General features: G+C 39.4%; 16 protein-coding genes and 1 pseudogene. 3 read left to right on the top strand and 14 right to left on the bottom strand.

Annotation, left to right across the window (positions count from 1 at the left end; translation table 11 throughout):
* Positions 1-193: 193 nt before the first annotated feature.
* The 6 genes from SP4011_RS04385 to SP4011_RS04360 form a co-directional block, all read right to left on the bottom strand.
* A complete protein-coding gene (locus SP4011_RS04385) occupies positions 194-811 on the bottom strand; it encodes a TIGR01906 family membrane protein (protein ID WP_338620058.1) in 618 nt (205 codons plus the stop codon).
* Positions 801-1,574 carry a TIGR01457 family HAD-type hydrolase gene (locus SP4011_RS04380; RefSeq protein ID WP_338620056.1) on the bottom strand — a complete coding sequence of 258 codons (774 nt, stop codon included), beginning with the start codon at positions 1,572-1,574 and terminating at the stop codon, positions 801-803. Before SP4011_RS04380 ends, SP4011_RS04385 begins: the two co-directional genes overlap by 11 nt.
* 10 nt (positions 1,575-1,584) lie before the next feature.
* Positions 1,585-2,322, bottom strand: a complete 738-nt coding sequence (locus SP4011_RS04375) for an acyl-ACP thioesterase domain-containing protein (RefSeq protein WP_173307458.1) — start codon at positions 2,320-2,322, stop codon at positions 1,585-1,587.
* A gap of 4 nt (positions 2,323-2,326) precedes the next feature.
* Entirely contained in the window at positions 2,327-3,457 is a 1,131-nt protein-coding gene (gene hemW / locus SP4011_RS04370) for a radical SAM family heme chaperone HemW (protein ID WP_338620054.1), read from the bottom strand.
* Between the two features lie 180 nt (positions 3,458-3,637).
* The gene (locus tag SP4011_RS04365) at positions 3,638-11,839 is read right to left on the bottom strand and encodes an LPXTG cell wall anchor domain-containing protein (protein ID WP_338620052.1); all 8,202 of its coding nucleotides are present in this window, start codon (positions 11,837-11,839) and stop codon (positions 3,638-3,640) included.
* 43 nt (positions 11,840-11,882) lie between these two features.
* Positions 11,883-13,748, bottom strand: a complete 1,866-nt coding sequence (locus SP4011_RS04360) for a YSIRK-type signal peptide-containing protein (RefSeq protein WP_338620050.1) — start codon at positions 13,746-13,748, stop codon at positions 11,883-11,885.
* An 89-nt stretch (positions 13,749-13,837) separates the two neighbouring features.
* Between SP4011_RS04360 and SP4011_RS04355 the strand changes: the two genes are divergently transcribed.
* Positions 13,838-14,017: a hypothetical protein gene (locus SP4011_RS04355; protein WP_338620049.1), complete on the top strand. Its 180-nt coding sequence runs from the start codon at positions 13,838-13,840 to the stop codon at positions 14,015-14,017.
* 245 nt (positions 14,018-14,262) lie between these two features.
* Here SP4011_RS04355 and SP4011_RS04350 read toward each other — a convergent pair whose 3' ends face one another.
* Genes SP4011_RS04350 through hprK form a run of 4 tightly spaced genes read right to left on the bottom strand, consistent with a single transcriptional unit; the run spans position 14,263 to position 16,768 of the window.
* Entirely contained in the window at positions 14,263-14,652 is a 390-nt protein-coding gene (locus SP4011_RS04350) for a YtxH domain-containing protein (RefSeq protein WP_173276074.1), read from the bottom strand.
* 15 nt (positions 14,653-14,667) lie between these two features.
* Entirely contained in the window at positions 14,668-15,051 is a 384-nt protein-coding gene (locus tag SP4011_RS04345) for a DUF948 domain-containing protein (RefSeq protein ID WP_173276076.1), read from the bottom strand.
* Positions 15,052-15,840 (bottom strand): prolipoprotein diacylglyceryl transferase, encoded by a 789-nt coding sequence (gene lgt, locus SP4011_RS04340; RefSeq protein WP_173276078.1) that lies wholly within the window; start codon positions 15,838-15,840, stop codon positions 15,052-15,054.
* The gene (gene hprK / locus SP4011_RS04335; RefSeq protein ID WP_173276081.1) at positions 15,833-16,768 is read right to left on the bottom strand and encodes an HPr(Ser) kinase/phosphatase; all 936 of its coding nucleotides are present in this window, start codon (positions 16,766-16,768) and stop codon (positions 15,833-15,835) included. The genes lgt and hprK overlap by 8 nt, the downstream gene beginning before the upstream one ends.
* A gap of 96 nt (positions 16,769-16,864) precedes the next feature.
* Here hprK and SP4011_RS04330 point away from each other — a divergent pair, with 96 nt between their 5' ends.
* On the top strand, positions 16,865-17,056 hold the full coding sequence (locus SP4011_RS04330; protein ID WP_240156338.1) for a hypothetical protein: 192 nt from the start codon (positions 16,865-16,867) through the stop codon (positions 17,054-17,056).
* A gap of 39 nt (positions 17,057-17,095) precedes the next feature.
* Here the strand turns inward: SP4011_RS04330 and rpsU are convergent, their stop codons facing one another.
* Together rpsU and SP4011_RS04320 are read right to left on the bottom strand one after the other, a co-directional pair.
* Positions 17,096-17,272: a 30S ribosomal protein S21 gene (gene rpsU, locus SP4011_RS04325; RefSeq protein WP_000048054.1), complete on the bottom strand. Its 177-nt coding sequence runs from the start codon at positions 17,270-17,272 to the stop codon at positions 17,096-17,098.
* Positions 17,273-17,411: 139 nt separating this feature from the next.
* Positions 17,412-18,119 carry a 6-phosphogluconolactonase gene (locus SP4011_RS04320; protein ID WP_173274820.1) on the bottom strand — a complete coding sequence of 236 codons (708 nt, stop codon included), beginning with the start codon at positions 18,117-18,119 and terminating at the stop codon, positions 17,412-17,414.
* Between the two features lie 150 nt (positions 18,120-18,269).
* Here SP4011_RS04320 and queA point away from each other — a divergent pair, with 150 nt between their 5' ends.
* Positions 18,270-19,298 (top strand): tRNA preQ1(34) S-adenosylmethionine ribosyltransferase-isomerase QueA, encoded by a 1,029-nt coding sequence (gene queA, locus SP4011_RS04315; RefSeq protein WP_173274821.1) that lies wholly within the window; start codon positions 18,270-18,272, stop codon positions 19,296-19,298.
* A gap of 508 nt (positions 19,299-19,806) precedes the next feature.
* Here the strand turns inward: queA and SP4011_RS04310 are convergent.
* Both SP4011_RS04310 and SP4011_RS04305 read right to left on the bottom strand, forming a co-directional pair.
* Positions 19,807-20,403, bottom strand: a pseudogene (locus tag SP4011_RS04310) (G5 domain-containing protein); the annotation flags it as partial.
* Between the two features lie 395 nt (positions 20,404-20,798).
* The gene (locus SP4011_RS04305) at positions 20,799-21,350 is read right to left on the bottom strand and encodes a GNAT family N-acetyltransferase (protein WP_055387720.1); all 552 of its coding nucleotides are present in this window, start codon (positions 21,348-21,350) and stop codon (positions 20,799-20,801) included.
* Between the last annotated feature and the right edge of the window lie 167 nt (positions 21,351-21,517).

Genomic DNA, 21,517 nt, shown 5'->3' with positions numbered 1-21,517 from the left:
GACACAATCGGATTTGGCTAATTCACTCTTATACTCTTCGAAAATCTCTTCAAACCGCATCAACGTCGCCTTGCCGTATCAAGTACAGCCTGCAGCTAGTTTCCTAGTTTGCTCTTTGATTTTCATTGAGTATTAACGATAGTTTCGAATCACACGCCTAATTTATACATGTGAAATAAAAACATCTTTCTTTTCACTTCTTACGACTTTTTAGACACAGATAGCCAAAGAAGCTTTCATAGAGGGCGAAAAAGAGGAGGAAGGCATGAAGGAAGAAGGTCTCTGGTAAAATCAGAATCACTGGATCCTTGGCTGGGTCAAAAAGCCATGTATCATCTCCCACAAAGAGAATTTGATGGAAAAGAGTAAAGAATTGGTCAAAACCAATCAAAACTCCCCCAAGACCAATCAGTAAAGGCAAAACCACTAGAGCCAAAAGCCCTTTACTAAATAGAGACAAGAAGCCCTTTTTCACAATCCCTTTGACAAAGACGTAAAAACTTGGCAGTGTCACTAGGGCAACTAGCTGAACTAGATGAAAGAGATTCTTGACCACTGCAAAGTGGTGCAGACCAGCTGCTGACGAACGAAAATCTGGCATCTCTAAGAGTTGACTAAAAGGATTGGTCAGATAATTCATCAAGATATGAAAGTTGTACTGAATAGTTTCTGGTTTTAGATAAACTCGATCCGTCAAGTTCAGCCACTCAATCTCCAAAGGATAAAAAATCCAAGCCAAATAAATAGTCAAAAGGATTGAGAGGGAGAGTAGAAAGAGCATAGAGCTCCAAAAGGTCAATTTAGTTTTCATCAAAATCCCACTCCGCAAGGCTAGAAACCACATGTGTCGGTGCGATTGGCAGGCCAGCTACTTCTTCTGCCTTGGTAAAACCTGTCGTCACCAAGAGTGTTGGAATGCCATTGTCAATCCCAGCCCGGATATCAGTCAAATAATTGTCCCCAACCATGATTAACTCTTCACGTTCCAAACCTAAGTGCTCAACCGCCTTGTCCATAATGATGGCATTTGGTTTTCCGATATAAACCGGCTTCACTCGTGTTGCTACTTCAAGCAGGGTAATCAGTGAACCAGCACCAGGCAAAAGACCACGCTCTGTCGGGATATTGAGGTCAGGATTGGTTCCGATAAAATGAGCTCCCTTTTGGATAGCCAGAGTTGCTGTCGCAAATTTTTCATAATCAACTTGCCAGTCCAGACCTACTACCACATAGGCAGGATTTTCCTTGTCTTCCACATAGCCAGCCGCCTTGATGGCTTCCTTGAGCCCTGATTCTCCGATAACATAGACAGTCTTTTCCAGTCCCAAGTCATTCATATAGTCGATGGTTGCCAAAGTCGCTGTGTAGACAGTCGATAGGGGCGTATCGATATTAAAATTCTGAGCCAACATCTCCTGAACACTCTCTGGAGTTCGGGTTGTATTGTTAGTCACAAAGAGATAGGGAATGTTCCGCTTTTGCAATTCATGGACAAAAGCCTCTCCTGCCGGGATTCTGTCCTTCCCCTTATAAATGGTTCCGTCTAAATCAATTAAATAGCCTTTATATTTCATCTATTTCTCCCTAATCCTTTTTTATTTCTTGCCAAGTGATGATAGCTTGGGCATTGGTAGCACCGTCGCTTGTAATCTCATGCTTGCTTTTCAGTCCAGTCCGTTCAACAGCTGATGTAATAACCCCACCTGGTCGAACTTCCTTGACATACTTGAGATTGATTTTCTTGGGAATATATTGGGTCAAAAAATCAGCTCCCATAACCTCAAAAATCCAGTCCAAGTATTTACTGTTATTGACATGACCATTCATATCCAAATCGTAAAAACGGACATGGTAATCCTTGCTGATTGGCTCTTCCAAAGTCTCATACTTTGGTCCGCGGATAAGTTTTTTATCAAAATCAGACTGATACGGAGCCACAATCTCAGGTTCAACAGCATGGACTTTTCGACTGTCTCGATCCATGAGAACAAAGGTCGCCATCATGTGGATAAGGTCCTGTCCCGCTTCATCATAAATGGTAAAGCGACGGTAGCAAAAGAGTCGATTATAGCTCAGGGCTTCCGTCTCGATAGTGATTTCTTCCGCAAAACGAGGCAAACGAACCACCTCAATATCATAATCTGTGATAATCCAGACCAGATTATAGTTTTCCAAAATGGCCTTATCACTAACTCCCAGTTCAATCGACTGCATCCCTGAAACTTGCAGGGACAGCAAAATCACATCTGGAAGCTTGATATGACCGTTCATATCAGCCATATCAAAAGGAATTTTCATTTTCATTTGATAAGTTAAGCCCATCATCCTACTCCAAAATAAATCGTTCTGCTACGATGTCTCCTAAAAAGAGACCTCTTTTTGTCATGCGCACGCGATCACCGTCTATTTGCATGAGACCTTGTTGCACCAAGTCTCTGACAATTTCTCCATAAAGTCCATCGAAAGACCGTCCAAATTTTTCTTCAAATCGCGCCATAGAGACCCCTGATTTCTTGCGGAGCCCCAAGAACATTTCTTCTTCCATTTGCTCCTTTTGACTCAGGTGCTCTTCTGTGATGCGAGCATTACCTTCCTCAACTGCACTGAGATAATGACGAATGGGACCATGATTTTTATAGCGCACTCCATTGACATAACCAGATGCTCCAGCACCGATGCCATAGTATTCAGCATTGTCCCAGTACATGAGATTGTGACGACTTTCAAAACCGGGTTTGGAGAAATTGGAAATCTCATAATGCTCAAAACCAGCTCGCTCCAGCTCTGCGATGATGTACTCAAACATCTCCGCTTCCAGTTCCTCCTTAGGCAGAGGCAATTTCCCTCGTCGCATACGGTTCATAAAGACCGTATGATTTTCTAAAATCAAGCTATACAAACTCATATGGGGAATATCAAGTCCAATGGCCTTAGCCACATTTTCCTGGACCTGCTCCATGGTCTGACCAGGCAGTGCATAAATCAAATCAATAGAGATATTGTCAAAACCAGCCAGTTTCAGACGGTCGATATTTTCATAAATATCCTTCTCCAAATGACTGCGCCCAATCTTTTTCAGCATCTTGTTATCAAAAGTCTGCACGCCAAGCGAAACACGATTGACAGCCGAGTTCTTCAAAACAGCTATCTTATCCGCATCCAAGTCCCCTGGATTTGCCTCAATGGTCAACTCTTCCAAGGCAGACAAGTCTAAGTTTTTAGTCAATCCATCCAGTAATACTTCCAGTTGTGGAGCCGACAAAGCTGTTGGTGTCCCACCACCGATATAAAGGGTTCTCAACTTTTGAATATCATAAGATTGAAAGTCTTCTAACAGATGTTCCAAATAACTATCTACTGGCTGATTCTTGATAAAAACTTTTGAAAAGTCACAATAATAACAAATCTGGGTACAAAATGGAATGTGCACATAGGCTGACGTTGGTTTTTTCTGCATAGTAATTATTATACCACAAAAGCGAACAATACTTAGAATTCCCTTTAACAAAATCCTAACATTGTTCGCTTTCTTTATCTAAACATTCTTTGTATTTTATGACGAACACGATTCCCAGAACCAATCTAGTTTGTCTTTACAATACCAAAGAATGAATGTTCATTTGACTAAATTTTTATTTTAGTCTTCTTTTTTCTTTCCAAAAGCAAGTCCGAGACCGCCTAGCATACCAAGAAGTCCTAGAGATGCAAGAGTCGCATTTGATTCTGTTCCTGTATTTGGCAATACATTTTGAGAATCATTTGATTTAGCTCCGTTATCACTAGCATCTGTAGTATCTTCATGATCTGCATTCGGTGTAACTGCATCTGGAGTTGGACTAGTTGGTGTAGGTGTATCTTGACCAGAATCTCCATCAGTAGAAGGTGGGACTGGCGTATCAGGTGTCACTGGTGCAACTGGAATTGTATCTGTTGGTGTTGCTGGTGTTACCTTAGCTGGAGTTTCTACTGGAACTTCTACAGCTGGTTGACCTGGTTCAGTAATCTTACCTGTACCTGGAACTTTACCGTCTGGTAATTCACTGTTTGGTATTGTAGCTTTTCCGTCTTGTCCAATTATTACGACAATTGGTGTGCCATTCTTACCTGGAATTTCTACCTTCGTTCCTGGTGGATATGTTGAACCATCTGGTTTCTTAGGCGTTACTGTAACGTCACCTGTATTTGGATCTTGATAAACATCTAGTGTTGGTGTCTTACGGGCTGGGGTTGTTACAATTACTTCTACAGGATCTTTTCCTGGTTCCGTAATCGTGCCTTTTCCTGGTTCTATTCCATCTGGTAAATCTTTATTAGGTATAGTTCCTTTTCCGTCTTTTCCAATTGTCACTACTATAGATGTTCCATTTTCTCCTGGAATTTTCACCTTAGTTCCTGGTGGATACGGTGTTTCATCTGGACCTGGTTTCTTAGGTGTAACAATCGCATCTCCATTTGGTTTTATTGTGATTTCAATTGTACCTAATTCTGCCGTTTCTGGCGCAGTAGGATCAATTTTCCCAGGCGTTTCTACCTTCACTTCAACTGTTGGATTACCTGGTTCCTTAATCCTACCTGTTCCCGGAGTATCTTCATCAGGTAAATCATTATTTGGAACTGTTCCTGTTCCATTATTTCCGATTGGTACAACGATTGGTTTGCCATCTTTCCCTGGAATTTCTACCGTAGTTCCTGGTGGATATGTTGAACCATCTGGTTTTTTCGGTGTGACAGTGACATTTCCTGTAGCTGGATCTTGTGTCAGCTCTACTGTTGGAGTCTTACGAGCAGGTGTCGTTACAGCTACTGGTTGTGACGGTTTCTTATTCGGTTCTGTTACAATTCCTTTTCCTGTAATATCTTCTTTTGGAAGTTTATCATTTGGAACTGTTCCTGAGCCGTTATCTCCAATCGTTACAAGAATTGGTGTCCCATTTTCTCCTGGAATAACTACTTTTGTTCCTGGTGGATATGTTGTTCCATCTGGTTTCTTAGGTGTAACTACTGCATCTCCATTTGGATTTCTTGTAATTTCAATCTTACCTGGTTGGTCTGTTTGAGGAGCGATTGGATTGATTTTACCTGGTGTTAGTACCTGAGCTTCCGTAGTTGGTTTTCCTGGTTCTGTAATCTTACCTGTTCCAGGTACATTTCCGTCTGGTAAGTCGTTATTAGGAATAGTACCTTTTCCATCTTCCCCAATTGTTACGACAATTGGATTTTCATTCTTACCTGGTATTTCTACCTTCGTTCCTGATGGATATGTTCCTCCACCTGGCTTCATAGGAATCACTGTTACATCTCCAGTTTTTGGATCTTGATCCAAACGTATAGTTGACGGCTTACGAGCAGGCGTTATCACATCCACTGGTTGTGATGGTCTAGCTCCTGGCTCTGTTACTGTTCCTTTTCCTGGCACTTCATCTTTTGGAAGTTTGTCATTCGGAACTAATCCAAAACCATCTTTTCCGATTGTTACAACAATAGGTGTTCCATTTTCTCCTGGAATTTTCACAGTCGTTCCTGCTTGATATGGTGTTCCATCTGGTTTCTTAGGTGTAACTACGGCATCTCCATTTGGTTTTCTTGTGATGTCAATTTCAGTTGGTTGTTCTGTCGCTGGATTATTTGGGTTGATTTTTTTCGGTGTTTCAACATTGACAGCTACCTCTGGTTTACCATCTTCTTTAATCTTACCTGTTCCTGGAGTATCCTCATCAGGTAAATCATTATTAGGAACTGTACCTTTTCCTTCTTTGTCAAGTGTTACTTCAATAGTTTTTCCATCTTTTCCTGGAATTTCTACTTTAGTATTTTCTGGATATGGTGTTCCATCTGGTTTCTTAGGCGTTACCGTTACATCTCCTGTATTTGGATTTTGTTCCATTTCCACTGTTGGTGTCTTACGAGCTGGTGTTGTTACAGCAACTGGTTGTGATGGTTTCTTATTCGGTTCTGTTACTGTTCCTTTTCCTTCTACTTCATATTTTGGAAGTTGGTCATTCGGTACTTCTCCTGAACCATTTTCTCCTATTGTTACTACGATGCTTGTTCCATTTTCTCCTGGAATTTTCACTTTAGTATCTTTAGGGTAATTTGTTCCATCTGTGGTCTTAGGTGTAACTACAGCATCTCCATTTGGTTTTCTTGTGATTTCAATTGTACCTAATTCTGCCGTTTCTGGCGCAGTAGGGTCAATTTTTTTCGGTGTTTCTACCTTAATCTCTACCTCTGGTTTACCATCTTCTTTAATCTTACCTGTTCCTGGAGTATCTGTTTCTGGTAAATCATTATTAGGAACTTTTCCTGTACCATCTTTTCCGATTGTTACAGTGATTGGGTTTCCGTTTTTGCCTGGAATTTCTACCTTTGTTCCTGGTGGATATGTTGTTCCATCTGGTTTTTTCGGTGTTACTGTGACATCTCCAGTTTTTGGATCTTGATCTAATTGTAGTGTTGGAACCTTTTTAGCCGGTGTTGTAATATCCACTGGTTGTGATGGTTTTTGATTTGGTTCTTTAATGATAGCTGTTCCTGGTACATCTCTTTCTGGTAAATCACCATTTGCAACTGTTCCTGTTCCATCATTTCCGATTGTTACATCAATCGTTTTTCCATCTTTTCCTGGAATTGTTACAGTAGTTCCTGTAGGATATGGGGAACCGTCTGGTTTCTTCGGTGTTACTGTGACATCTCCTGTGCTTGGATTTTGAGTCAATTCTACCGTTGGTGTCTTACGAGCTGGTGTTGTTACGTCTACTGGTTTTGATGGTTCTTTATTTGGCTCTGTTACGACACCTTGTCCTGGTACTTCTGTTTTTGGAAGTTGATCATTTGGCACTGTTCCAAAACCTTCTTCTCCTATCGTTACTACTATTGTTGTTCCATTTTCACCTGGAATTTCTACCTTCGTATCTTTAGAGTAAAGTGTTCCGTCTGGTTTAGTTGGTGTTACTACTACATCACCATTATCCTTCTGAGTAATTCCTATCTTAGGAGTTTGTGTTGTAGCAACTTTTGGATTTGTTCCGTTTTTCTTTTCTTCCTCATCTGAAATTCCATCATTATCATCATCTTTATCTGTCACATCTGGATCTCCATCTCCATCTGTATCACGTTGAATAATAACTGGAACTTCAACTCGAATTTCTTCATCACCATTCTTAACTTTAACTGGAATATTTACTTTAAGTTCTTCATCACTACCCCAATTAGTTACACTTGGTGTTCCTGTTAATTTACCATCTTTATCAACACTTAATCCATTTACTGGGTTTTCTGTTGTAATTGTTGAACCGTCTTTATTCGGTGTTACAACTCTCGGTAATGTTGAAGGAACTTTTGTCTTCTCTGTAACTTTAGTTGGATCTGAAACTTTTGCAGTTAGGTTGTTTGCATTTTTCGGATCTGTTCCATTCGCTTTTTCAACCTCATCTGGAATTCCATCGTTATCATCATCTTTATCTGTAACATCTGGATCGCCGTCTCCATCTGTATCACGTTGGATTGTAACTGTAACTGTCTTTTCTATTACTTCCGGTACTTCTTTTTTACCATTTTCTGTGAATTTTTCTACAACTTTAGTGACTTTAACCGGAATGTCGATAGGGCGTTCTTCTTCATCTTTACCCCAGTCATTTACTGTTGGTCTTCCTTCTAGTTCACCTTTATCATTGACTTTTAGACCGTTCACTTGTCCTGTTCCATCTTTTGGATTTGTTACAATCGTTGAACCTTCTTTATTCGGTGTTACAACTTTTGTTGGAGTAACTGGAGTTTTCTCCTTCACTTTTTCTGGATTTGTAACTACTACTTCTAAGTCATTTGCAGTTTTTGGATCTGTCCCATTTTTATCCTCTACAGTATCTGGGATTCCATCGTTATCATCATCTGTGTCTTCTGAATCAGGGATGCCATCTCCATCTGTATCACGTTGGATTGTGACTGGAACTTTTACTATGATTTCTTTATCACCATTTTTTACTTTAACCGGAATTAAGATATGACGTTCTTCTTCGTCTTTTTTCCAATTATCTACTGACGGTGTTCCTTCTAAGTTACCTTCATTATTGACTTTCAAGCCATTCATTGGATTTTCTGTCGTAATTGCTGAATTTGGCATATTCGGTGTGACAACTTTTGTTGGAGTAACTGGGCTTTTCTCTTTAACTTTAGTTGGTGCAGCAACTATTGCTGTTAGATTATCAGGAACTTTTGGATTTGTTTTATTACTTTTCTCCACATCATCTGGAATGCCATCATTGTCATCATCTGTATCTAAAACATCTGGAATTCCATCTCCATCTGTATCACGTTGGATTGTGACTGGAACGTTTTCCTCAACTTCTTCTTTTTTACCATCTTTTTCTCTCGTTACTTTAACCGGAATGTTGATAGTTTTTTCTTCATCATCGCCCCAATTGTCAACTGTTGGTGTACCTGTTAATTTACCTTCTCCATTAACTGTCAGACCGTTCACTTTTCCTGAATTGTCTGGCGTAGTAGTTGTAATTGTTGCGCCTTTTTTATTTGGTGTGACAACTTCTTTTGGAGTGACTTCTTTTTTCTCCATCACTACATTCGGTTTTGTAACTTTCACAGCTAGACCGTCTGCAGTTTTTGAATCTGTTCCATTTTTCTTTTCATCTTCATCTGAAATTCCATCGTTATCATCATCCAAATCGTCTACATCTGCTATTCCGTCTCCATCTGTGTCTCGCTGAATTGTGACTGGCACATGTACAGTAACTTCCTCTTTTGGATTTCCATCTTTTTCTCTCGTAATTTTAACAGGAATTGTGATATTACGTTCTTCTTCTCCGCCAACCCAATCATTTACGGTTGGTGTTCCTTCTAATTTACCTTCTCCATTCACTTTCAATTCATTTACTGGATTTTCTGTTGTAATTGTTGAACCTTCTTTATTTGGCGTTACAACTTTTGGTAAAGTCGTCGGTACTGGAGTTTTTTCTTTCACTTTATCTGGAGCTGTAACGATTCCTGTCAGACCATTTGCTACTTTTGGATCTGTTCCATTTCTCTTTTCATCTTCATCTGAAATGCCATCGTTATCATCATCTGTATCTGTCACATCTGGTGTTCCATCTCCATCTGTATCACGTTGAATTGTGACTGGTACAATTACGTTAGCTTCTTCATTACCGTTCTTAACTTTTACTGGGATAGTAATATCACGTTCTTCTTCACCTTCACTCCATTTGTTTACTGTTGGTCTTCCTGTTAATTTACCATTGTTATCAACTCTCAAGCCATTTACTTCAGCTGGTGTTTCTATCGTTGAGTTTTCTTTATTTGGTTTTACTACTTCTGGTATATCAACATCTGTATTCTCAGTAACGGTAGATGGTTTCACTACTCCTGTTAGACCGTATGACGTTGGATTTCCTGGTGTGTCAGGAGTTTTCGGATCTGTTCCTTTTTTCTTTTCTTCCTCATCCATAATTTTGTCACCGTCATCATCTGGATCTGTAGTGTCTGGATCTCCATCTCCATCCGTATCACGTAAAATTGTAACTGGTACATTTACGGTGATTTCTTCAGTTCCATTTGTAACTTTCACCGGAATTGTGATAGCGCGTTTTTCTTCGTCTTTGCCCCAATCATCTACTTTTGGTATTCCAGTTAATTTACCTTCTCCATTAACGGTTAATCCATTCACCTCATCTGGTGTTGCAATCGTTGAACCCTCTTTATTTGGTGTTACAATTTTTTTGGATTCGACTGCACGTTTCTCCAAAACTTCATTTGGTTTCGTAACTTCTGCTGTTAAATTCGTAGGCACAGTAATATTCACACTAACGTTATCTGTTGTTTGGTCTGGATATTCTACTACAACAATTGCAGAAACTGTTTGTCCCCCTTGTCTTGTATCTGGTGGCGTTAACCAACGATATTTTGTTCCTTGTGGAAGGTCAGTTTTATTCGCAATACTATCTTCTGCCTTAGGTACTGAATTTTTAGGAACAGTTTGGTCTTTTCCTACTGGGTTATACTTCTCATTTTGCCCTTTAACTACAATTTCAATAGTTTTTTCAGCCTTATTATCATTCTTATCATAAGCTGTAATCGTTACTTTTGTTACTCCTGGGGCTCCAGTTGGAGTTCCTACGATTTGATTATTTTCAAATTTCAATCCCTCTGGTAATCCTGTTACTTCGATTGGAGTATCTTCACGCATTCCAACTCCGCCATCGTTATCTGTAGCTGTTACTGGAATTGGCGTAATTTCCTCATGACTTGTAACTGTTGCTCCACCCGCTGAAATAGTTGGTGCTGTCTTATCTCGTGGTGTTACATCAAACGAGAAAATCACTGGTGTAGCTTTATTTCCTGCATCATCTGTTGCGTTAAATATAATTGTATTTTGTTTACCAACATCTTCAGCTATAGTATTAATTGTAATCTCTATTTCTTTTTCTTTTTCTGTATTTTTCACATATCTAGACGACACTACTCCTGTTGTTCCAACATTGTACCTCTTAAAATATTTAGCTAAAAATTCAGTCGCTTCAAAAGTAACATTTTTATCATCTTTTGCTTTTACTCTAAATGTTATAGTTTCGCCTTCTACTACTTTTAGGTTGTTAGCAGATAGTGTTAAAATAGGTGGTTCATTATCTGGTGTTTTCGCCTTGTCTGTTGCAGGATCTGAATCATCACTCGTTCCGTTTTTCGTGATAGCTTTTACAACTGTTTCATTTTTTACTTTTTCAGCAGGGATTGTAATTTCACCTGTGTCTGCATTGATTTTGATTTCTGTATCATCTGAAGTCCATTGACCAAATTTGTCTTTCGTTCCTACTACTTCTTTTGGTAAATCATCTTCTCCTGTGTAAGTGACTGTAATTTTATCTGCTTTTTCAGGATCTTGTGGTTTCGCTGTTACAGATCCATCTTCTTTTGCCGTTACTGTTGGTGTTTCAGGTTTTGGTGCTCTTGCTGTTTCTGTTGCTGGGTCTGAATCAACACTATTTCCATTTTTTGTGATAGCTGTTACTACGGTATTATCTCTTACCTTATCAGCTGGAATTGTAATTTCACCTGTATTAGAATCAATAGTTACACCTGGATTGTTCACAACAGTCCATGTACCATCATTTCCTTTATTACCTACTACCGTTACATTTGTTCCATCTTCGTCTTTATAAGTAACTGTAATTTTATCTGCTTTGGCTGAATCTTGTGGTTTTGCTGTTACATTACCGTTATTTGGTGCAGTTAAGATTGGTTTTTCAGGTTTTGGAGTCTTTGCAGTTGCTTTTGCTGGAGTTGAGTCATCACTGTTTCCATTTTTTGTAACTGCTGTTACTTCTGTATTGTCTTTGACTTTATCAGCTGGGATTGTGATTTCACCTGTGTTTGCATCAATTTGAACATCTGGATTGTTCACAACAGTCCATGTTCCATTTCCACCTTTATTTCCTTCAGCTGTCTTATTAGAACCATTTTCATCTGTATAGCTAACTTTAATTTTATCTACTTTTGTTGAATCTTGTGGTTTTGCTGTTACAGATCCATCTTCTTTTGCTGTTGCTGATGGAGCTTCTGGTGTTTTTGCCTTATCCTCTGTAACATGAATAGGTGCATCTACAATAAATGTTCCACGTTCTGGAATAATGACTTCCACTTTACCATACACAGGTGCATTTGGTACTGTAGGTCTTGATACATCTGGATCTTTAAACCAACGGTATGTTGTACCAGCAGGTAAGTCTTTTGTATTAGCAATACTATTAATAGCAGGTGGAACGACACCTTTATTAGTTGTTTGCTCTTTAGATACTGGTTTAAGATCATATTTCGCTGCTTCGTCTGGTTTCAACGGTAATACACCGATAATTGCATTTTCACCAGTTCTATAGCGTCTATATCCACCCTCTGTATATCCTCCATCTATCTTCTATAACACCTCGAACAAGATTGTATTCAAGACCATCTTTACGAATTCCCAATATATCACTAACACGAGAAAAGGCATCGTTGTCAGGCTCTGTACCATCTCCGCTATTTTTACGATAAATATTAAATCTCCAATTAGTCAGTCTAGTACCAGCCTCTGGGTTTATATATTTAAGCCATCCGTCTACATTTTCAGTATAAGCCGCCCCTGAACGTCGGACGCCATCTTTTACATAAGCACGAAAAGTTGAGTTTTCATACTCCCATGCTGTTGCACTAGCATAATCCTTATGGAAAGTCTGTTTTCCATCTTGGTATTTTGTATAAGTAAAGTCATAAGGATCTCCTACTGTACGTGGAATCGCAAGTGAAATTTTTTTAGAAACACCAGCCAGTCCATTTGGTCTTGGACCTGAATCTAATATCCAATAATAATATTTATCCCCATTATTTTCAATACGCATTTCACGATAAGCACGAATATTGTCATACGCTTGATCAGCAGTTCCTTTACTTACGAATGCATATTGTTTCGTATCTGGAGAAAATACATCACGGTGCGAATAATCAATCATCGGGTTTTTAATCCAACCAACCCCGAAGTCTGTTACTTTCGTGTTACGTACTGTACTTGTTCCACGACCAACTTCTTGACCATTCTTTTTGATAACAGTTGTAACAACGGCATCGTTTACCATTAAGTTCGTATCAACATTGACTGTGAAGTATCCATTTGATTGTGATCTAGTTGTGTATTTTCTTCCGCCGATTGATACTTCTACATCAGCTTCTGCCGCTGTATATCCATCAACTTGTGCAATTCCTGCTAAACTATCATTAAAAGCTACTGTATCTGTTTGTTTTACTGTAGTAGTAGTAACAGTCTGTCCATTAACCACTAATTCAACAACATCTCCAACTTCAATACCTGGAGCATTTAATTTGAAGGCTCCTGTGTCATCTAATTTAGAAGTCAGCACAGTTGTACCATTTCTCTTAATCTCAATTTTTGAAGATGGTGTTGCATATCCTGTAATAAATCCAGAGTTGGCTACAACGATTCCTAATTCACCACGTTTGGTATTTTTATCAATAGGTGCTGAGCGAAGATCAGATCCTTCTTCCATGGTTTCGCCATTACGTGAATCACGAGACCCAGTATTAGCAATCGTATTTTTGCCTTCTTTTACTACTTTTTCAGGAGTGCCAATCTTAGGCATTGAAGATAATATAAACAATTTATCGCTAAGCGTTTTAGCTGCCGCATCTACTTCAGCTTGTGTCAATTCAAGACTATTGTTATTAAGCACACTATTAGCTGTTTCTAAATCTGCCTGGATTGCAGCAAGAGTTGAAGCTGGAGCTTTTTCCTTGTTGACTTTATCCAAGAGTTCTTGAACTTTTGTAATATTAGCTTGTAATTTAGTCTTATCTAATGTTTGTTTTTCAACTACTTCTTTATCAAGGGCAGTAGTCTCGTTTTCAGATGCATTCTCAGTTGAAGTTTCAGGCAGTTTCTCAGATAAAGCCTCAGCCGGATTCTCAGCTGTGCTTGGTGATTTTTCTTCTTTATCTGTAGTTAGAGAATCTTCTGTTTTAGGCAAATCTACTATTGTAGCAGTATGAGCCTCTTCTTTATCTGGGATAACCGGTGCTTCAGTAGTATCTGAAACTTGAGCAGCCTCAACTCGAACAGCCTGATGCCCAGACAAAAACATCAATGCCGCAACAGCTACTGAAGCAGCACCAAAGCTATATTTACGAATCGAAAAGCGCAGTACCTTTTCACGTTGCTGTCGATTTACTTTATATGAATTCGATTTGTGTTCCATTTCTCCTCCTAAGGAAAATATAATAAAAAAGCAATCTTTATAACTTCAACTCCTTAAAAAGAGTTAAGTTACAAAAATCACTATGATGATTGCTATTAGCAAATAACATCACAGCTATCACAGCTATCACAGCTATCACAGCTATCACAGCTATCACAGCTATCACAGCTATCACAGCTATCACAGCTATCACAGCTATCACAGCTATCACAGCTATCACAGCTATCACAGCTATCACAGCTAAATTATACTATTTTCTACATACTTAATCAAATATTTTGCCTTATATTCTTTAAAATTCGAGAAATATTGTATATTTAAGTATAACATTGTGAATATGTTGATATTTTTTAAAAGCAACTCTATTCACAAAAAAGTAGATTATACTTATCTACTTTCAAAAATCATTAAATTTCTTTTATTTAAGGTTTTATCCACATAAAAAAACCTATAAGCTCTATAGAGGTATAATCCACTAGAGAGTTTATAGGACCTAGAATAGTTACTATTTCTTTTATTCTTCTGTTATATCAATCACAATCTCTTCTGAGTCATCAAGAGCTTCGGCCTTTTCTTGCCATTGCTCCTTGAGATTATTAAATCGATCTTTTGATGCTTCTGTCGCTTGAAAAGCATAGGATTTAGCTTGAGCAAGTACACTGTCCACAGTGATTTCACCTGACTCAACCTGTTCTTTGGTTTTCAGAACAAAATCTGTAGCCTGCTCCTTAACTTCTGTCAGTTTTTCACAGACCTGCTCCTTGGCATACTCAGGATCTTCTCTCAAATCATCTAGAAAATCTTGAGCCTGACTGCAAATTTGTTTGCCCTTATCGCTTGTTAAAAACAAGGCAAGAGCTGCACCTGAAACGGTTCCTAAAAGGATAGAGGATAGTTTACCCATAAGGTTTCTCCTTTTTTATTTTTTTAAAAATTTACTTGCAAGACGAAGAGCTGACAAACTTGCCCCAGTCTTGAGTGTTTTTGAACCAGCTGATGAAGCTTTCTTGCTCAAGACACGCGCATGGTCATTGAGGTCTGAAACAGATAGAGATAAATCAGCAACAGCACTAAAGAGTGGATCAATCGTTGCCATCTTGACATTGATATCATCTGCCAAGACATTAACCTTAGCCAGCAACTCATTGGTATGATGCAAGGTCACATCCACATCTGAAGTCAAGGTTTTAATCGTCTTCTCTGTTTCATCGATCACACGTCCAAGCTTTTGTACAGTAATGATTAGATAGACTAAAAAGACAATCAAAGCTAGGGCAACAAGAATATATGCAACTTCTAACATTTACTTTTCCTCCTCTGTAACATAGTAAGGGGCCTTCTTTCGATTTTGATATAGAACGATAAAAATACCGAGACCGATAAGGACAACTGATAGCCATTGAGACACTCGAAGTCCAAAGAACATGAGGCTATCTGTTCGCATTCCTTCGATAACCATACGACCGAAACCATACCAAATCAAGTAGAAGGCCGTGATATGGCCTCGTCTGAGACTCTTCCATTTTCTTCTGACAATCAGAATCAAGACAAAGCCAAGTAGATTCCATAGAGACTCATAAAGGAAGGTCGGTTGACGGTAGCTCCCCTCTATATACATCTGGTCACGAATAAAGCCAGGTAGATAATCCAGATTATCCACTGCTGCACCATAAGCTTCTTGGTTAAAGAAATTGCCCCAGCGACCCAAACTTTGGGCTATCATGACGCTAGGCGCCGCAATATCTAGGAAATCCCAAGTGTTGATGAGTTTGCGATCAGCAAAGATATAGAGTACAAGAGCCCCAGTTATCAAACCACCGTAGATGGCCAAACCACCATTCCAAATGGCAAAAATTTCTCCTACATTCTGACTATAGTAATCCAAACGGAAAATAACATAGTAGAGACGAGCTCCTAAAATAGCCAAGGGAAAGGCTATCAAGATAAAATCTAAAATATCGTCTGGTATGATCTTCTTTCTAGGCGCTTCTTTCATGGTCAAATAAACCGCCAGAATTAAGCCTGTCACAATACATAAGGCATACCAACGAATGGCTAGAGGGCCTAGTTGAATAGCAATCGGATCAAGCATTAGGCACCTCATTTCGAGCGATGAGATTGGTCAGTCGTTCTTCGAACAAACGGGTCGCATCAAAGCCCATTTCCTTGGCACGATAATTCATGGCAGCTGCCTCAATCACGACAGAAATATTACGACCTGTTTTAACTGGAATACGGATACGAGGAATGGCTACGCCAGAAATTTCTAATTCCTCTGCATTGTTTCCAAGACGATCAAAAGTCTTATGTGTATCATAATTTTCCAAGTAAACAGCCAGCTGAACCTGTGAAGAATCCTTGACAGCACTGGCACCGTAGAGGCTCATGACATCGATAATCCCAACCCCACGAATTTCAATCAAGTGTTTCAAAATTTCAGCTGGTTCACCCCAGAGAGTAATCTCATCCTTGGCAAAGATATCGACACGGTCATCGGCTACCAAGCGGTGACCACGTTTGACAAGCTCAAGACCTGTCTCGCTCTTACCAATTCCACTATCTCCCTGAATCAAGACACCCATCCCATAGATATCCATCAAGACACCGTGTACACTGGTACGTTCTGCCAAACGAGAATCCAGATAGCTAGATAACTCTCCAGACAAACGACTAGTAGCTGTACGGCTGGTTAAAATGGCAATCTTACATTCTCTGGCTGCCTTTAACATCTCCTCTGGAACTACCAAACCACGGGCAACAATGACCGCTGGTGTCTCAGGTAGAAACATTTTTTTCAAAACTTCATAACGGCTGTTGGAAGGCATACTGATCAGATAAGACCACTCCTTCATCCCCAAAAGTTGAATCCGCTCTGGCGTGTAGTAGTCAAAATAGCCTGTCATTTCAAGACCAGGTCGCGTAATATCCGCTGTATTGATTTCCTTTTCAAGCAATTCTGGTTCGCCATAGACAATGTCTAGTCTAAGCTTTTCAATCACTTCTTTTACTAAAACCGACATCATTTCCTCCTTCAAATGAGTTCTTCTCTCTATTATATCAAATTGTAGGAGGAAGTTTCAGATTTTTGCAGGCTTTGGAGTATTTATTTATACTCAATGAAAATCAAAGAGCAAACTAGGAAACTAGCCGCAGGTTGCTCAAAGCACTGCTTTGAGGTTGTAGATAAGACTGACGAAGTCAGCTCAAAACACTGTTTTGAGGTTGTGGATAGAACTGACGAAGTCAGTAACCATATCTACGGCAAGGCGACGTTGACGTGGTTTGAAGAGATTTTCGAAGAGTATTAAAAGAAAAAGGACTAGATTTCTCTAGCCTTTCATTTCTAATTAGAATTTTTTACGTTTACGAGCTGCTTCTGATTTACGTTTACGTTTTACAGAAGGTTTTTCATAGAATTCACGTTTGCGTGTTTCTTGAAGAGTACCAGCTTTAGTAACCGCACGTTTGAAACGACGAAGTGCGTCGTCAAGAGATTCATTCTTACGTACTACTGTTTTAGACATTTTTTTCACTCCCTTCAAGTTCAATATCTATTTTATTCTACACGTAAAAGGAATAATTGTCAAGCAAAAATGCGGTTTAATTTTGATTTTTTCTTACATTTATACAAGAGTTGAAAGCGTTCAATAGAACATTGCTTTTTTATTTTTCAAGTAAGCTGAGCGCTTCAGCATCTGCAATGATGGTCACATCAGGGTGGTTTTGCAAGCTACTTGCTGGTAGAGACTCAGTCACTGGGCCAGACACTGTTCCGGCAATGGCTTCTGCTTTCGACTCACCGTAAGCAAAAAGAATAATAGACTTGGCATCCAAAATGTTTTTAATCCCCATTGAAATAGCTTGGGTTGGGACGTCTTCAATCTTGTCAAAGAAGCGCGCATTGGCTTCGATAGTAGACTGGTCAAGTTCTACTAGATGCGTTTGACTGTCAAATGGAGTACCAGGCTCATTAAATCCGATATGTCCATTGCGACCGATTCCCAAGATTTGCAGGTCAACTGGATGGTCAGCCAAAATTTGGTTGTAGCGTTCAACTTCAGCTTCAGCATTGTCCTTAACACCACGAGGCAAGAAACTTTCTTTAAATGGTTTTTGGTTGAACAAGTTTTCTTGCATGAAGTGACGATAAGACTGAGGATTGTCGCCATCAAGGCCTACATACTCATCAAGGTTGACACTGGTTAGATTTGAAAAATCGAGGTCACTCTCAACAATTTCCTTGTAAAATTCAAGTGGGCTACTTCCTGTAGCAAGTCCTAGGGTTTGAGCTCCGTTGGCCAATTTTTCCTTCAAAATCTCAAAAGCAACTTTTCCACCTTCAACTTGGTTTTCAACTTTAATAACTTTCATCTTTTCATCCTCCATTTCTGTCTATATTTATTATATGGTATAGACCAATTTTTGTCAAGTGAAAACGATTTAATTTCTAAAAAAAGAGCGACTATACTTGAAACATGTTATAATGGATAGGATTAGAACTTAGAAAGAATGAACAGATATATGAATACAGCTGATTTTGATTTCCACTTACCCGAGGAATTGATTGCCCAAACGCCCCTTGAAAAACGTGATGCCTCTAAACTCCTCATTGTCAACCGTGAGACGGGAGCAATGCAGGACAAACACTTCCACTCTATTATTGATATGCTTGAACCTGGTGATGCCCTTGTCATGAACGACACCCGAGTTCTCCCCGCTCGCCTCTATGGTCAAAAAGAGGAGACAGGAGGTCATGTGGAACTTCTCCTACTCAAAAATACTACTGGAGATGAGTGGGAGGTTCTGGCTAAACCTGCCAAGCGCCTCAAGGTTGGCACTCGCGTCAGCTTTGGTGATGGTCGCCTCAGCGCTGTCGTTACAGAAGAATTGACCCATGGGGGCCGTATTGTCCGCTTCGAATACCAAGGAATTTTCCTAGAAGTTTTGGAAAGTCTGGGAGAAATGCCTCTGCCACCTTATATCCACGAAAAACTGGATGACCGCGAACGCTATCAAACTGTTTACGCCAAGGAAAGTGGCTCTGCTGCAGCACCAACTGCTGGTCTTCACTTCACCAAAGAGCTGCTGGCAGAAATCCAAGCTAAGGGTGTTCATCTAGTCTATCTGACTCTTCATGTCGGACTCGGAACCTTTAGACCCGTTTCAGTTGACAATCTGGACGAACACGAAATGCACTCAGAATTTTACCAACTTTCTGAGGAAGCAGCTGCAACCCTTCGCTCTGTTAAGGAAAATGGTGGTCGCGTCATCGCTGTCGGAACCACTTCTATCCGCACCTTGGAGACTATTGGTTCCAAGTTTGATGGGCAAATCCAAGCAGATTCTGGCTGGACCAATATCTTTATCAAACCTGGCTATGAATGGAAGGTCGTGGATGCCTTTTCAACCAACTTCCATCTGCCAAAATCAACTCTGGTCATGTTGGTTTCTGCCTTTGCTGGCCGTGAATTAGTCTTAGATGCCTACCACCATGCCATCCAAGAACACTATCGCTTCTTTAGTTTTGGCGATGCCATGTTTATTTATTGAGAAAGAATTTCTCTAAATCTTCTAATACCAATAAATCGCTAAGATATTATTTCAAAGAACATCTACAATTGAAACTCTAGCTAGCTGTAGAGGATGCCTAGTACATTGAAATTAAAATGCTTCCCCCTAGCTTCGAAAATATTGCCATATATTGCGTTGACTCTCCAAATTGTTTCATCTATATTTTATTTCAGCTTCCTATATTTTCTTCGCTGTTTGTAAATCAAAAAGCAAGACACATAGAAATCAATATATCAATCACTAATATCTACCTTCCCAAGAGACTATTATAGCTTGTTTCAGACTCATCCCCTACTGTGACTGTCATTCTCTCAGTCTCAAAATCAAAGACTTAAACAAAAAGTGAACAAACCTGAATTCTAATGTACAGAAGACTAGGCTTGTTCACTTTTTTATAGTCGCTATAAGATGATCTTATCTATAGCTTTTTATACATAATTATATATTCAGACATACTATTATCAATTGTGTCGCAGGGAGGAATCTGTTAACGCACCCATTCACCATTATCATTGACTCTATAGCCATCTATACTTGTATTGACCGCTAGCTCACCCGATGCATTTACATAATACCATTTACCACCAACTTGGAACCATTGATTGGCTTTCATAGAACCGTTGCTGTTGAGGTAGTACCATGAACCATTATTTTGTACCTAACCTGTTGCTAGGGAACCATCAGTGTTATAAAAATACCACATACCATTTTCTTGTTTCCAGCCTGTTGTTGGAGCAACTGGTTTAGCTGGTTCTACTGTTGCATCTGTTCCTTGGTTAGATGTAACAGACGCAAAATATGAAGGAGTAGATGGTTGTGCAGGAACAACAACTTTTTCAGGTTCTCGTGTCCCTCTCTTTATACGTCTTTTCTCCATCTCTTTTCTTGTTTGACGAGAGGTATGCTCAGTGACTGTACCATCTTCTTCATCTACAGTATAGGTTGTAATAATCGTTACTTCTCCAGCTTTTCCTGGTATTTCCTCCACTTGCTATCCTTTATCAAGAGTTGGGTCATCGAGATATTCTGTTTCGATTGGAATTACTTTTGTTTCAACGCTATCCTTAGCCGGAACCTTAACAATAATATTTCCTACTTCATCAACATCAGTCTCCGGTTCCTCTCCTTTACGGCGGGTATCGTCTTTAATAAATGTCACTCCTGTTCCATCAGCATGAACAAAACTTGTATTCAGGATTCCTCCTAAAAATAAAGTTAGCCCGACTATCACAGAACCAAAAATCTTTCCGAGTTTACGTAATGCATAGCGCTTATTGGTATTAGATTTTGCCATTACATCCTCCTTCTAAAAGTTACTACAAAGAGATTTTTTAACTAATACTAAACAAGATTAAAGAAGGAACTAGAACATCTGTCTTGTACTAATCAATATGCTATTTTAAAGTTGCAAATAAACTTGGGATGTCAATTATTATATTTACAATAAATAGTTGACTTCAATGAAAACAGAAAAGAAAATCACTTGTCTTCCCTGCTTATCTGATAATAAATAAGGTCCGCAAGATAGCACTTTCTCTCCACCCCATTTGCAACAGTTTTTAGATAGGACATTCCAGCCTTTTCCATGACACGACCTGAAGCTGGATTGAGACTGGCATAACGTGCCTTGACTTTTTGAAATTCTACTTGAGTAAAACAAAAGTCTAACACAGCTTTCAAGGCCTCCGTCATCATGCCACAACCCCAATAGTTTTTTCCTAAAATATACCCAATTTCACAAGAAGAATCATTCTCATTCATTTCAACGATGCTAATATCTCCTATCACTTGCTTAGGGTTTTCTTTGAGACAAATAGCCCATTTGTAATAGTTGGGATTTGTATAGGAGCCAACCCAATTACGAATGGAGTTTCGAGTCACCTCGACATCAGGATGAGGATCCCAGGTGACATAGGTCAGATTCTCAGCAGACGAAGCCCAATTTTGAAACATGGCTTCCGCATCACTATCCACAAATCTTCTTAAAATCAAACGTTCTGTCTGTAATGTTTGTGTACCGATAGATTTCACGATACTACCTCGCTTTCTGATAGATGATTCGATGTCCAATCTCCATTGAAACTTGCTTTGATTCCGAATCTCAAGGTTATAAGCTAAAAAGGTCCCACAGACCTTCTTCGCTTTCTCATTTCAAGATGAGAGGCTGAAAACCTCCACTGGAGGCTATTCTTGCTCCC

The organism is Streptococcus parapneumoniae, from assembly GCF_037076355.1.
Lineage (GTDB): Bacteria > Bacillota > Bacilli > Lactobacillales > Streptococcaceae > Streptococcus > Streptococcus parapneumoniae.
Note: the sequence above shows the minus strand (reverse complement) of the source record. Positions and strands in the feature narration are given on the sequence as shown.